The following is a 13,213-nucleotide window of genomic DNA, read 5'->3' on the forward strand; positions in this document are numbered from 1 at the left end:
CGCCGCGTCCCGCCGGCGCCGGCCCCCGACGTCCCGAGCGGAGCCGTATGAGAGTCCGCCGAGCCGCACCGCGGCCCTCCCGCCCTCACAGCGCGCGTCCTCCCAGCGACCTTCCCCGCAGCGCCCGTCCCCGCAGCGTCCGCGCCAGGAGCGCGACGATCGCCGCGTTCGTCGTGCTGGCCGCCATGGTCCCGGCCGCGGCCTCCGCCGCGGACCCCCAGGAGGTCGCCGCCGACATCCCGTACACCTGCGCGTTCCCCTCGGGCGAGCGGCTGGCGACGGTACGGGTCTCGGCGACGTTCCCCGGCCGGGCGGAAGCGGGCGAGGCCTTCTCGCCCACCGACGTCACCACCGCCGTGGAACTGCCCGCCGAGGCGGTCGCGGACCTCACCGCGCTCGGGGCCGCCACCGTGCGCGCCGCCACCCGCCTCACGGTCGGCGTCGCCCAGGACGAGGCCACCGCGGAGGCGGTCTGGCGCGGCACGGTGGCGGAGCCGGCCGCCCTGCCCGGGTCCGGTCCGCTGACGCTGACCGCGACGGGCGACGTCCCGACGGTGACCGCGCGGGGCGACGGCGACCTGACGTTCTCGGCCCGGGAACTCACCGTCGACCTGGCGCTCGGCACCACCGAGGGCGCCACCGCGGACCCCGGCTCACTCACCGTCGACTGCGTACCGGCCGAGGAGGCACCGGACGGGGGCCCGCTGGTGACCGTACCGGTCGGAGCGGACGCGCCGGAGCCGGGCGGCTCGCCGTCCGCGCCGGGTTCCCCGCCCTCCTCCCCCGGTCCGTCCACCGGGGCGCCGGACGGCGAAGGGGGCGGGGCAGGGGACGGGACGGGGGAACGGCAGGCGGACCGGGCGCCGGAAGCGGCGAAGGGCGCGCCCGGCGGTGGCGCGGCCGTCGGCCGCGACGCACCGCCGTGCCGCTACGACGACGAGCACCCCGCCACGCTCGCGTCGCTGAACGCCTACGTCACGGGCTACACCAACGTGAACAAGCTGAAGGGTGCCTCGCTGCTGCCGGTGTCCTGCCTGCTGATCGAGCAGGGGAACCCCGTGGACGGCCCGCCCGACCCTGACCACCTCGTCTTCGACTCCGTGTCGGAGGGCAACTTCCACCACGAGGGGCGCAAGCGGACGCCCCCCTTCGAGAGCACCTTCCTGGCCTTCGGCTTCACCCCCGTGAAGGCCACCATGGTGCTGGAGCAGACGGGTCCCATCCGGATCGACGCACGCATCAAGATGCGCTGGACCGACTTCTGGACCACCACGGACACCTACGTCCGGGCCCCGCTGGTCCTCCGGGTGACCGCCCTCGAGATCAACGGGACGCCCCTGGACGTCGGTTCCGGCTGCCGGACCGCGACCAACCTGACCTCCCCCGAGCCGGACCCCGCCAACCACCCCGGCGACCACCTGGTGCTGTACGGCAGGGGCGAGCAGGAGATCGGCATGCCGGCCACCGGCTACCTGCTCCTGTCCGGCGGCCCGCTGCGGGGTGAGGTGAGCATCCCGGCCTTCACCGGCTGCGGCACCGCCGACGGCGAGAACCTCGACCGGCTCCTCACCGCCTCCGTCTCCGGTCCCGGCAACTACGTCAAGCAGATCCAGGGCCAGACGTGCTCGATCGCCAACCCGGTGTTCGGGGACGAGTTCAACGCGGCCCAGTGCACCGAGGACCTCCAGCCCGCGGTGGTCCCCGTGCCCGAACGCTGAGCCGTATCACCACGCAGAGCCCTCTCCCGCCACGCAACGGAAGGCCACCGACATGCCGCTGTTCGCCACCCGCACCAGACTCGCGACCGTCTCCGCCCTGGCCGCGCTCGGCGCCTTCGCCTCCATGGGCACCGCGACCGCCGCCGACCCCGCCCTGAACGGCGAGTGGGCCCCCTCCACCCGCTGCCCGGTGGACGCCGCGGCGATGCTGGGCGCCGACGGCTTCGACCGGACCCCCCAGTGCGTGGTCTCCACCTCCCTCAGCGGCTCCATCGAGCTGGGCGACACCACCGTGACCACGGGGAGGACGAACCTCCAGATCGGCGTCGTGCAGAACGCGGACGGCACCAGTACCGTCGTCGCCCCGCCCGCCGGCGCGCTCGTCGCGGAATCCGCCACCGTGCCGGGCGGCCTGCTCGGCCTGATGTGTCCGAACAACACACCGGTGATCACGGCCATCTGCAGGACGCTCGACGACTCCACGCTCAACCGGATCACCGCCACCATGGAGTCCGTCGGCGCGCCGTACGCCTTCGACCAGACCGCGGGTGTCCTCACCGACCTGCCGATCGTCGCGCTCCCGGTCCGCATCCACCTGGAGAACCCGCTCCTGGGCGGCAACTGCTACATCGGCTCGAAGACCAACCCGATCGTGCTGCGCCCGAAGAACCTCAACCTGCCCGAGTTCGGGATGAGTTTCTTCCGGGGTGACGGCACCTTGGACGACGCGGGCGAGATGAGCCGCATCGACCTCACCGGTGCCACCCAGAACGACAGCGAGTTCGCGGTCCCCGGAGCCACCGGCTGCGGGCTGAACGTCGGCCTGATCAACGCGGCGGTCAACGCGAAGACCGGGCTGCCCTCCCCCGCCGGGGAGAACAGCCTCACCCTCAACGACACCCGGACCCACCTCACCGGCCTGACGGCGCCCGGCACCGTCGTACCCGACGCCGGCAAGGTCCTCGCGGAGAACTGGCACTCCGCCGTCAGGTGACGCCCGCGCGCCGGCACTCTCCCGTCGGCCCGCCGACCCGGCAGCCCGGCCGTGTCCGCCTGGACCAATCACGGCTCAAGTGGTGTACGGCACACGAGAGTTGACTTACCTTCAGGTACTCGACATGACAAGCACGTGACGGGTCGGCCGGACCCGCGTTCCCCGCCTGCTGCCGCAGGAGGGAGGGCCGGGTCCGGCCGGCCCTCCCATCGGGCGCGCCGGAGAGCAAGGGGCCACTCATGCCGTCAACCGCACAGACGCCGGAGGTCGGTGAACCGCTCGACCCGCTGCCCAAGGAGTTCGCGGCCCTCATCCGGCCGGAACTCCCGGACCTGGTCAGGGAGATACGGGTCGAGGTCACCCGCGCCTATCCCGTGTACGGCCGCCTGCTCAACGGCCCGAACGCGGACGTCATCCGCCAGGGCGTCGAACAGGCCCTGGACGCCTTCGTGGACCGCGTCGCCGAACCCGGCAAGAGCTCGGCGCTGCGGGACGAGGCGCTGCGCAGGTTCGGGCGGGTCGAGGCGTACGAAGGCCGCGACCTGGACACCCTGCAGGGCGCCTACCGGCTCGGCGCCCGGGTCGCACTGCGCCGCGCCCGGACGATCGGCCGGCAGTACCGCCTCTCCCCCACCCTCGTCCTCGCCTTCGCCGACGCCCTCTTCGCCTACGTCGAGGAACTGGAGGCGCTCTCCCGCGAGGGCTACGTGGAGGTGCAGGCGCGCGCCTCGTCCGAGGTACCGGCACTGCGAAGACAGTTGCTGCACCTGCTCCTCGCGACCCCCCGGCCGTCCAGGTCGACCCTCTCCAGGCTGTACGAGGCGGCCGCCTGGCAGCCGCCTCAGGAGTGCGCGCTCGTCGCCCTCCGCCCGCCGGCGCCCGCCCGGATCGAGGCGGTCCTCGCCGGGGACGTCCTCGCCGACCTGGAAGGTCCGCAGCCGCTGTTGCTCGTCCCGGGACCGCTCGGCCCCGGGCGCCTCGCGATGCTGGACACGGCCCTGGCCGGCACCCACGCCGTGGTGGGCCTGACCGTACCGCTGACGCAGGCGGCCGACTCCTTCCGGTGGGCGCGCCGCGTGCTCCAGCTCGTCGACGAGGGCGTCGTGGCGGACGCCCCGGTGGTCCGCTGCGAGGACCACCTGGCGACGCTGTGGCTGCTGTCCGACCCGTCCCTCGTCTCCCACCTCGCGGCACGGGAACTGGCCCCGCTGGAGGGGCTGCCGCCCAGCCGGCGCGACCGGCTCGTCGAGACCCTGCGCGTCCACGTCTCCACCCGGGCGCCCGCCGAACAGGTCGGCGAGATGCTGGGCGTGCACGCCCAGACCGTCCGCTACCGCCTGCGCAACCTGGACGCCCGCCTCGGCGACCGCCTCGCCGACCCCGACCACCGCTTCGCCCTGGAGGCGGCCCTGCGCTCACTGCACCTGCAGGGGCGCAGCGGCACGAAGTGACGCGGGTGCCGGACGGGCACCCGCGGCCACGCCCACCGCCGGATCGCGTCGACCGTCAGAGTCCTCCTCCGGTACCGGCCCTGTCGGCGCCGGCCCCACTGCCCGCACCGCCCGGCGCGCCCGCCTCGCCCATGCCCTGGTTCTCCGCGGTGAAGGAGTACGGCGGCCAGGGTCCCAGGAAGCGGATGCGGACGGCGGGGTGCCGGGTGCCCAGTTCGGTCAGGACGGTGCCGACGGTGTCGATGTCCTCCTGCCGGACGAGGAGGGCGGCGGACAGGACGTCGGTCTCGTCCGGGGCGCGGTGGACGCGGCCTCGGTCGCGGTAGTCCTCGGCGACGGACAGCAGCCGGTGGCGGGCCTCGGCGTGCAGGGTGTCGGCGAGCTGTCCGGCCGCGTCGCGGAGATTCTGTTCCCGTTGCTTGGCGAGCAGCCGGCGCATGCCGGCGGTCCGGGCGGCCAGTCGCGTGTCTCCCATGGGCGTTGAAGCCTCCTGCGGGGCGAGGGCCGTGCGGTCCACGGTGATCTCCACCCTGAGTTCGCACCGGCCGGTCAGCTCGTCCAGCTGGGCGGTGATCTCCGGGGCCCGCTCGGTGAGCCAGTCCATGAGGCGCTGTTCGGCCCTCCGTCCACCGCCACCGCCACCGCCGGGCGAGTCCGCCGCCGGCGGCTCGTCGGCGACCAGGACGTTGAAGGTCATCGGCAGCAGGCTGCCCACGCGCTCCCACACGGCGGTCACCGCCCGGCTCTGCTGGTCCACCCAGCGGCGCACCTGGTCGTCGCCGCCCTCGAAGGGGGCCGGGGAGGCGTCGTGGACCAGCGCGGCGAAGCCGGTGCCGGGCACCCGCACCAGCCGCAGGGGGCGGCCGTCGAGACCGGTGACCCCGTCGGCGGCTCCCGGCGCGTGCCGGACCAGCGCGTACACGTACAGCGCGGTCTGGTCGCTCATCCGCGTGTCTCCTCCGCCCAGCGCTTCGGGTTGATCAGCTTGTCCACCACGTCGTCGACCACTTCGTCCAGTCCCCGGTGCAGATCGGCCACGGAGGAGGTGATGCCGTGGTCGTCCTTGATCTCCTCCATCGCCTCGTCCAGCTCCAGCAGGGCGTCCGCCAGGCGTTCCATCTCCTCCAGCGTCAGGTCGCCGCCGTTCATGCGGCGCATGGCCTGCCGTTCCAGTGCCTCCTGGATCACCTCCACCAAGGTGACCACCAGGGACAGCACCCCGTGCTTGAGGCTCTTCTCGTCGACCGTCAGGGCCACGGTCCTCACCCTTCCTGCTGCTGTGCTCGGTCGGTCATCCGGTCACCGCCGCCACCGGGCGGTCCGCCGTCAGCCACGTGATCCAGGTCTCCAGGTCGTCGGCGGCCAGCCGCACCTCTCCGCGGGACCCGGTCTCGAGGACGAGGACACGGCCGTCCCCCGAGGGACTGCGGTCGCGCAGCAGTCGCGCTCCGAGGATGTCCGTCCTCGCGAGGATCAGGGCGGGCCGGGCGTCCACGGGCGACTTCCAGGTCAGCCGGTCGGCGGTCAGCCGGGCCTGCCCGCCGCGCCACAACGGCGCGTCGCGGCGCGGCTCGTGGTACCACAGGTGTCCCTCGGTCAGGGTCTCCTCCTCCTCGGTGGGCGGGAACAGGAAGGCCCCGTCGAGACGGCCGGCGCAAGCGGCGGTGAGCCGGTCGAGCAGTTTCCCGGGCTCCCGGGCCGAGAGGCGCTCCTCGCGGCCGTCGGTCAGGGCCACCCGCAGGCGCAGCCGCTCCTCGCCGCCCACCGTGCGCTCGGGCTCCAGCCGTACGGCCTGGACGGCACCGAGCTCGGTCTGCCACAGGATCTCCCGCGGCTCGTCGCGCAGGACGACCAGGCGCTGGTCGGTCAGGTAGACGGTGCCGGGCCGCCATCCGGTGTAGACGCCCTCCGCCAGGAGGTGGCCGCCGCTCATACGGCTGACGACGCCCTCCCCCTCCCGCAGGTCGATCGCCCGGCGTACGGCGGACCGCTCGGCCCAGGCACGGGTCGCGTCGTCCCAGTCGCGCATCATGCCGTACTCCAGCATCGTCTCCATCCCGGCGATGGCCGCCCGGAGGGAGACGCCGATCAGGGGGATGTCGGCGACGGCGACGATGAGGTCCAGGTGCAGGACGGCGCCCTTGTTCAGCAGCACCTCCACCAGGTCGTCCAGGGTCACCCGCGGATCCCGCGTGGGCCGCATCGGCGGCCCCTCGGTCGTCACGACGAATCACCTCCTCTCGCCCCTTTGGACTCCTCGGCGACGGGCTCGGCGTCGTCCTCTGCTTCCTCGGAGTCCCCGGAGTCCTCCAGATACCCGCAATCGGCGTCGGCTTCGGCTTCGGTCTCGGAATCGGCGTCATCGGCCTCGTCCTCGCCCCCGGTGACGGCGATGGCCTCGGACCCGGCTCCGGCTCCGGTGACGGCGGCGGGCGCCTGCCCGGAGTCCCCCCGCAGCCGGGCCTGCGCGCTGCGCCAGCCGCACCAGGGGCACCACTGGTTCAGCAGTTGGTCGAGGGGGACCCGCTTGCCGCACTCCGGGCAGGTCTCCTTCTCCTCGCGCGCCTCACGCCAGGCGGCGGTCTCCGTGTCCGTGCCCGAGGGGAACTCGAGCCCGTAGCGCGCAGCGGTCTCGAAGGAGGCCAGTGCCGCACGCAGGCGGATGCCCAGCAGCTCCACCCCGGCCACGGACACCATGATGTCGGCGTTGAGGACGAGTCCCTTGTCCAGCAGGGTCTCCACCACGGCAGCCAGGCTGCCCTCGCCGTCCCGCCTGGGCTGCATCGGTGTCATGCTCGTGGCCGACGCCCTGGGCGCCGACGCGCTGCGCTGCACGGCCGGGGGCGGGAACCCGCTCTCCCCCGGCATGCTCCTCTCCGGATAGCTGCTCATTCCCCGCGTTTATCCGCTCTCCGGGCCCTCACACACCGATGAGCAGGGTCAACTCATCCCCTCCCTGCTCCTCCACCGCGCCGTCGTCCGGCACCCAGCGGAGTACGTCGCCGGGCCGGCAGCAGGTCGAGAACGACGCCGCCGTCCCGGCACACGCCGGCGCGGCGCCCAGCGCGCCGATCGGTTCCATGCCGTCACCGGGCGAGAGCATCTCGGCCAGGCCAGGAAGAGGTGCCGGAGACCCCGGGGGCCGGCACGGTCGCGACGGGCGGCCCGACGATAATGTAGCCCCTGCGCCGTGCCCTGCGCGACGCCGGCGTCGCGGGCGTTCCGCTGGGCCGTTCCTCGGCGGAATCCCCGTTTCTGAGACGCGTGGTCTCGCATGGCGGGACGGCGTTGTGCCGCGCCGCGTGATCGACCAGGCTGCTCCCCATGTCGCGTCACCACCTCCCCGAAAGCGCCGGCTTCCGCCTGGCGCTCATCGGTGTGCACGCGCACGCGGTCTCCGACGTCGACTGTCGCTGAGCCCTCCGGGCTCGAACGGGCGTCGTCCGCCTCACCGTTGACACGGTCCCGAGTCCGATCCGGCACCACACCTCCTCCTGTGCCGTCGGTGCGGTCTCGCACGGCTCGAGCGTCCGCAGTCAGCTGCTCCCGACGCCTCCCGGAGCCTTCCGATGCCTTGCGACGGCGCTCCCGCCCGCCCTGAAAGGCAATCACCCCATGCGTCCCATACGTTCCGTCCGCGCCACGCGCCCCTCCAGACCGTTCTCCCGGCGCGCCACCGTGACCGCCGTCAGCCTGGCCCTGGTGGGCGGGCTCGCGGCCTGCTCCGGGCCCGAGGGCGGTGGGGCGAAGGCCGGGGACGGTGACGGGAAGCCCGCCGAGGGCGGCACGCTGACCGTGCTCAACACCGGCGCCCAGTCCGACTTCGACCCGGCCCGCCTGTACACCTCCGGCGGCGGCAACGTCCCCTCGCTGGTCTTCCGCACGCTCACCACGCGCAACCGGGCGGCCGGCGCCGAGGGCACGAAGGTGGTCCCTGACCTCGCGACCGACCTCGGCACCCCCAGCGAGAACGCCACGGTGTGGACGTACACGCTGAAGGACGGGCTGAAGTTCGAGGACGGCTCGCCCATCACGTCCGCCGACGTCAAGTACGGCGTGGAGCGGTCCTTCGCCGCCGAACTCTCGGGCGGCGCGCCCTACTTGCGCGACTGGCTGATCGGCGGCGACACCTTCCAGGGCCCCTACGGGTCCGGCAAGGGCAAGAAGACCCTCGACTCGATCGAGACCCCGGACGAGAAGACCATCGTCTTCCGGCTGAAGAAACCGGTCGGTGACTTCCCCTACCTGGCGACCCAGACCCAGTTCGCGCCCGTGCCGAAGGACAAGGACACCGGCACCGCGTACGAGGAGCACCCGGTCTCCTCGGGGCCGTACAAGGTCGTCGAGAACACCAACGACGGTGAGCGGCTCCGGCTGGAGCGCAATGAGCACTGGTCGGAGGAGACCGACGACCAGCGCAAGGCCTACCCCGACGCGATCGACGTGCGCTCCGGGCTCGACGCGGCGGTCATCAACCAGCGCCTGTCGACCAGTTCGGGGGCCGACGCGGCGGCCATCACCACGGACACCAACCTCGGACCGGCGGAACTCGCGCAGATCGGCTCGGACGAGGGCCTGAAGGACCGGGTCGGCATCGGGCACTTCGGCTACACCAACTACCTGGCGTTCAATCCGAAGGTGAAGCCGTTCGACCAGCCCGAGGTGCGGCAGGCGATCTCGCACGCCATCGGCCGCAGCAGCGTCATCAACGCGGTCGGCGGCTCCTCGCTGGCCGAGCCCGCCACCACCTTCCTGCCCAACCAGGAGGCCTTCGGGTACACGCCGTACGACCACTTCCCCGCAGGGGAGAACGGCGACCCCGAGAAGGCGAAGGAGGCGCTCGCGAAGGCCGGTCACGAGGACGGGCTCACCATCACCCTCACCCACTCCACGGAGGAGGGCGAGATGGGCCCGAAGGTCGCCGCGGCCGTCCAGCAGTCCCTCGCCAAGGCCGGGATCACGGTGAAGCTCCAGGGCCTGGAGGGCAACGCCTACAACGAGAAGCGCTGGGACGCCGGTGACACCCCCGGCTTCTTCCTCACCCGCTGGGGCGCCGACTGGCCCGCCGGTTACCCGTTCCTGGCCCCGATCTTCGACGGCCGGCAGATCGTGAAGGACGGCGCCAACTTCAACCACGCCCAGCTGAACGACCCCGCCGTCAACGAGGAGTTCGACGAGATCAGCGGGATCACCGACCTCGACGCCGCGGCGGAGCGCTGGGGCGCCCTGGACGAGAAGATCGGTGAGCAGGCCCTCACGGTGCCGCTCTACCACCCGGTCTACCAGCGCCTGGTCGGCAAGGACGTCAAGAACGTCGTCATCAGCGACTGGACCGGCGTCCTCGACATCTCGCAGGTGGCGGTCAAGTAATGACGCAGGACGTACTGGCTCCCGGGGCGGGCCTGCCGCCCGCCCCGGGGCCGGCGACGGGGGCCCGCGGTGTGTGGCGGCGGCTGCGCACCCGGCCCTCGGCCGTCGTGGCGGGCGTGGTGCTCGCCGTGCTGGTCCTCGCCGCGCTCGCCGCGCCCCTGCTCACCGCGCTCGCCGGCCAGGACCCGTACACGTACCACGACGAGCTGATCGACTCCGCCGGCGGCGGCGCGCCCCAGGGCTCCTTCGGCGGGGTGAGCGGCGAGCACTGGCTCGGCGTCGAACCGGGCACCGGCCGCGACCTGTTCGCCCGGCTGCTGTACGGCGCCCGGGTGTCGCTGCTCGTGGCGGTGGGGGCGACCCTGCTCCAGGTGCTGATCGGTGTGAGCGTGGGTCTCGCCGCGGCGCTCGGCAGCCGGTGGGTGGACCAGGTGCTCAGCCGAATCACCGACGTGATGGTGGCCCTGCCGATGCTGGTCCTCGCCATCGCGCTGACCACCGTCGTGCCCGAGGACTTCCCGCGCCCGGTGCTGCTGGTCCTGGTGATGGCCGCCCTCAACTGGGCGGGCACGTCCCGCATCGTGCGGGCCCAGACCCTGACCCTGCGCCGCCTCGACTTCGTCGCCGCGGCCCGGCTGGGCGGTTCGGGACGGCCGCGGGTGGTGCGGCGGGAGCTGCTGCCGTCGCTCGCGGCACCCGTCATCACGTACGCGGCGATCCTGCTGCCGGTGAACATCGTGCTGGAGGCGTCGCTGTCGTTCCTCGGCATCGGCGTGAAGCCGCCCACGCCCTCCTGGGGGCAGATGCTGTCGACGGCGACGACCTGGTTCCGCGCCGACCCGATGTACGTCCTGCTGCCCTCCGGGCTGCTGTTCGTCACCGTGCTCGCCTTCACCGTGCTGGGCGACGCGGTGCGCACCGCGCTCGACCCGCGGGAGGCGAGCCGCCTGAGGGTGGGCACCCGCAAGGAGAAGACCCGTGACTGACCGATCCCCGGGCGTGCGCCGACCCGGTGTACGCCTCCCGGGCGGCCCCGGCGTGCGCTTCGCGGCCAAGCGGCTGCTGGGCGCCGTCCTGGTGCTGCTGGCGCTGTCCGCCGCCCTGTACGCGCTGTTCTACCTCGTCCCCGGCGACCCCGCCCGGCTGGCGTGCGGCGAGCGGTGCAACCCGGCCCAGGTGGCGCAGGTGCGCGAGCAACTGGGCCTGGACGAACCGGCGTTCGCCCAGTACCTGCACTTCCTGCAGGGCGTGTTCACGGGCCGCGACTACTCGACGGGCACCTCGGTGGAGCACTGCTCCGCACCCTGCCTCGGCCTGTCCTACCAGACCGACCAGCAGGTCACCGCGCTGATCACCGCGGGCCTGCCGGCCACCGCCTCGCTCGCCCTCGGCGCGATGGTGGTGTGGCTGACGCTGGGCGTCGGCACGGGGCTGCTGTCGGCGCTGCGGCGCGGCGGGGTGACCGAGCGCCTGCTGACCGTGCTCACCCTGGCCGGCACCGGCACCCCGGTCTTCATCCTGGGCCTGCTGCTGCTCATGGTCGTGTGCGCCTACCTCCAGTGGCTGCCGTTCCCGTCGTACGTGCCGCTGACCGACGACCCCGAACAGTGGGCCTGGAACATGCTGCTCCCCTGGCTGACCCTGGGACTCTTCGAGAGCGCGAAGTACGCCCGGCTCACCCGGTCCTCGACGCTCGAGGTCCTCGCCGAGGACCACATCCGCACCTTCCGCGCGTACGGGGTGGGCGAGCGCGCCGTCGTCACCCGGCACGCGCTGCGCGGGGCGCTGCCCCCGGTGATCGCCCTCAGCGCCGTGGACCTGGGCTCCATGATGGGCGGCGCGATGCTCACCGAGCAGCTGTTCGGTCTCCCCGGCCTCGGCCGGCTCCTCATCGACAGTGTCCGCTCCGTCGACCTGCCCGTGGTGGTCGGTGTGGTGCTCGTCATCGGGGCGGCCGTGGTCCTCGCCAGTGCCGTCGCCGACGTCCTCTACGCCCTGGCCGACCGAAGGGTGGTCCTCTCATGACGGCGCTGGTCGAGGTCGAGGGCCTGACCGTCGAGTTCCCCGCAGGCGGGCACACCCTGCGCGCGGTCGACGACCTCTCCTTCCGGCTCGACACCGGGCAGGCGCTCGGCATCGTGGGCGAGTCCGGCTCCGGCAAGAGCACGGTCGCAGGGGCGCTGCTGGGCCTGCACCACGGCACCGGTGCCCGGCTGAGCGGCACCGTGCGGGTCGACGGGACCGACGTGGGGACGGCGTCCGTGCGGGAGCTGCGGCGTCTGCGCGGCGGCACCGCCGCCATGGTCTTCCAGGACCCGCTGTCCGCCCTCGACCCCTACCTGGCGGTCGGCGACCAGATCGCCGAGGTGCACCGGACCCACGCCCCGCACGTCTCCCGGCGCGCCGCCCGGGAGCACGCCGTGACCGTGCTGGACCGGGTCGGCATCCCGGACGCGGCACGCCGCGCCCGGTCCCGGCCGCACGAGTTCAGCGGCGGCATGCGCCAGCGCGCGCTGATCGCGATGGCCCTCGCCTGTGAACCGCGCGTGCTCGTGGCCGACGAGCCGACCACCGCCCTGGACGTGACGGTGCAGGCCCAGATCCTGGACCTGCTGCACGACCTGCGCGCGGAGACCGGCATGGGGCTGGTCCTGGTCTCGCACGACCTGGGCGTGGTGGCGGGCAGCGTGGACGACATGCTGGTCATGCGGGACGGGCGCGCCGTGGAACGCGGCCCGGTGGGTACCGTCCTCGGCGCCCCGCGGCAGCCGTACACCCGTGAACTCCTGGCCGCCGTGCCCCGGGTCGAGGCCCCGCGCACCCGTACGCCGGCCGGGGGTTCCGGCGGGGACGTGCTCCTGGAGGCGACGGGGGTGCGCCGGGAGTTCGGGCGCCGGAAGGACCGGACGGTCGCCGTGGACGGGGTGTCGCTGACCGTGGCCGAGGGCGAGACCCTCGGCATCGTCGGCGAGTCGGGCAGCGGCAAGACCACGCTCGGCCGGATGCTGGTGCGCCTGCTGGAGCCGAGCGCCGGCTCCGTCCGCTACCGGGGGCGCGAGCTGACGGACATCCGCAGCGAGCTGCAGATGGTGTTCCAGGACCCGGTCTCCTCGCTCAACCCGCGCCGCAGCATCGGCGAGTCCGTCGCCGACCCGCTGCGCGCCGCGGGGAACCTGACCGACGCGGAGATCACCCGGCGGGTACGGGACCTCCTGGAGCGCGTCGGGCTGGACCCGCGCTGGTACCACCGCTACCCGCACGAGTTCAGCGGCGGTCAGCGCCAGCGCGTCGGCATCGCCCGGGCGCTCGCGCCGGAACCCCGGCTCGTCGTGTGCGACGAACCGGTCTCCGCCCTCGACGTCACCACCCAGGCACAGGTCCTGGACCTGCTGGCCGAGCTCCAGCGCGAGCTCGGGCTGGGCCTGGTGCTGATCGCCCACGACCTCGCGGTGGTGCGGCAGGCCAGCGACCGGGTGGTGGTCATGCGCGAGGGAGCCGTCGTCGAGGAGGGACCGGCGGACACGGTCTACGACGCCCCGCAGGACCCGTACACCAAGGCACTGCTGGCGGCCGTGCCCGTGCTCGACCCCGCGGAGGCGGCCGCGCGCCGCACGGCACGCCGCTCGGCGCGCTGAACCGCGGCGCCGGGAGGTCCGCGGCCGCGCCGGTTCAGGACCTGG

General features: G+C 73.4%; 12 protein-coding genes. 7 read left to right on the forward strand and 5 right to left on the reverse strand.

Annotated features, from left to right (window positions below):
- The first annotated feature begins 185 nt into the window (after positions 1 to 185).
- The 3 genes from UW392_RS24710 to UW392_RS24720 all read left to right on the forward strand — a co-directional run bounded on the left by UW392_RS24710 (position 186) and on the right by UW392_RS24720 (position 4,163).
- Positions 186 to 1,718, forward strand: a complete 1,533-nt coding sequence (locus UW392_RS24710) for a DUF6801 domain-containing protein (RefSeq protein WP_414496693.1) — start codon at positions 186 to 188, stop codon at positions 1,716 to 1,718.
- Positions 1,719 to 1,770: 52 nt separating this feature from the next.
- Positions 1,771 to 2,712, forward strand: coding sequence for a hypothetical protein (locus tag UW392_RS24715; protein WP_320777305.1), 942 nt, complete (start codon positions 1,771 to 1,773; stop codon positions 2,710 to 2,712).
- A gap of 239 nt (positions 2,713 to 2,951) precedes the next feature.
- A complete protein-coding gene (locus UW392_RS24720) occupies positions 2,952 to 4,163 on the forward strand; it encodes a helix-turn-helix domain-containing protein (RefSeq protein WP_320777306.1) in 1,212 nt (403 codons plus the stop codon).
- Between the two features lie 55 nt (positions 4,164 to 4,218).
- Here the strand turns inward: UW392_RS24720 and UW392_RS24725 are convergent, their stop codons facing one another.
- The 5 genes from UW392_RS24725 to UW392_RS24745 form a co-directional block, all read right to left on the reverse strand.
- Positions 4,219 to 5,109 (reverse strand): GvpL/GvpF family gas vesicle protein, encoded by an 891-nt coding sequence (locus UW392_RS24725; protein ID WP_320777307.1) that lies wholly within the window; start codon positions 5,107 to 5,109, stop codon positions 4,219 to 4,221.
- Positions 5,106 to 5,420 (reverse strand): gas vesicle protein K, encoded by a 315-nt coding sequence (locus UW392_RS24730; RefSeq protein WP_320777308.1) that lies wholly within the window; start codon positions 5,418 to 5,420, stop codon positions 5,106 to 5,108. Before UW392_RS24730 ends, UW392_RS24725 begins: the two co-directional genes overlap by 4 nt.
- A gap of 34 nt (positions 5,421 to 5,454) precedes the next feature.
- Positions 5,455 to 6,387, reverse strand: a complete 933-nt coding sequence (locus UW392_RS24735) for a gas vesicle protein (protein ID WP_320777309.1) — start codon at positions 6,385 to 6,387, stop codon at positions 5,455 to 5,457.
- On the reverse strand, positions 6,384 to 6,947 hold the full coding sequence (locus UW392_RS24740; protein ID WP_320777310.1) for a gas vesicle protein: 564 nt from the start codon (positions 6,945 to 6,947) through the stop codon (positions 6,384 to 6,386). The genes UW392_RS24735 and UW392_RS24740 overlap by 4 nt, the downstream gene beginning before the upstream one ends.
- Positions 6,948 to 7,083: 136 nt before the next feature.
- Positions 7,084 to 7,266 carry a hypothetical protein gene (locus UW392_RS24745; protein WP_320777311.1) on the reverse strand — a complete coding sequence of 61 codons (183 nt, stop codon included), beginning with the start codon at positions 7,264 to 7,266 and terminating at the stop codon, positions 7,084 to 7,086.
- A gap of 512 nt (positions 7,267 to 7,778) precedes the next feature.
- On the opposite strand from UW392_RS24745, the gene UW392_RS24750 reads away from it, so the two are divergent.
- The 4 genes from UW392_RS24750 to UW392_RS24765 are packed head-to-tail and all read left to right on the forward strand — an operon-like array spanning position 7,779 to position 13,168.
- On the forward strand, positions 7,779 to 9,533 hold the full coding sequence (locus UW392_RS24750; protein WP_320777312.1) for an ABC transporter substrate-binding protein: 1,755 nt from the start codon (positions 7,779 to 7,781) through the stop codon (positions 9,531 to 9,533).
- On the forward strand, positions 9,533 to 10,519 hold the full coding sequence (locus tag UW392_RS24755) for an ABC transporter permease (RefSeq protein WP_320777313.1): 987 nt from the start codon (positions 9,533 to 9,535) through the stop codon (positions 10,517 to 10,519). The genes UW392_RS24750 and UW392_RS24755 overlap by 1 nt, the downstream gene beginning before the upstream one ends.
- A gap of 52 nt (positions 10,520 to 10,571) precedes the next feature.
- Positions 10,572 to 11,558, forward strand: coding sequence for an ABC transporter permease (locus UW392_RS24760; protein WP_320777315.1), 987 nt, complete (start codon positions 10,572 to 10,574; stop codon positions 11,556 to 11,558).
- A complete protein-coding gene (locus UW392_RS24765) occupies positions 11,555 to 13,168 on the forward strand; it encodes an ABC transporter ATP-binding protein (protein ID WP_320777314.1) in 1,614 nt (537 codons plus the stop codon). Before UW392_RS24760 ends, UW392_RS24765 begins: the two co-directional genes overlap by 4 nt.
- Positions 13,169 to 13,213: the final 45 nt, after the last annotated feature.

The organism is Streptomyces sp. CRN 30 (assembly GCF_034105845.1).

What these genes read in the sequence shown, in the direction of transcription:
- UW392_RS24710 (WP_414496693.1), top strand. Translation starts at nt 186, where the DNA reads ATGGTCCCGGCCGCGGCCTCCGCCGCGGACCCCCAGGAGGTCGCCGCC.
- UW392_RS24715 (WP_320777305.1), top strand. Translation starts at nt 1,771, where the DNA reads ATGCCGCTGTTCGCCACCCGCACCAGACTCGCGACCGTCTCCGCCCTG.
- UW392_RS24720 (WP_320777306.1), top strand. Translation starts at nt 2,952, where the DNA reads ATGCCGTCAACCGCACAGACGCCGGAGGTCGGTGAACCGCTCGACCCG.
- UW392_RS24725 (WP_320777307.1), bottom strand. Translation starts at nt 5,109, where the DNA reads ATGAGCGACCAGACCGCGCTGTACGTGTACGCGCTGGTCCGGCACGCG.
- UW392_RS24740 (WP_320777310.1), bottom strand. Translation starts at nt 6,947, where the DNA reads ATGCAGCCCAGGCGGGACGGCGAGGGCAGCCTGGCTGCCGTGGTGGAG.
- UW392_RS24745 (WP_320777311.1), bottom strand. Translation starts at nt 7,266, where the DNA reads ATGCTCTCGCCCGGTGACGGCATGGAACCGATCGGCGCGCTGGGCGCC.
- UW392_RS24750 (WP_320777312.1), top strand. Translation starts at nt 7,779, where the DNA reads ATGCGTCCCATACGTTCCGTCCGCGCCACGCGCCCCTCCAGACCGTTC.
- UW392_RS24755 (WP_320777313.1), top strand. Translation starts at nt 9,533, where the DNA reads ATGACGCAGGACGTACTGGCTCCCGGGGCGGGCCTGCCGCCCGCCCCG.
- UW392_RS24765 (WP_320777314.1), top strand. Translation starts at nt 11,555, where the DNA reads ATGACGGCGCTGGTCGAGGTCGAGGGCCTGACCGTCGAGTTCCCCGCA.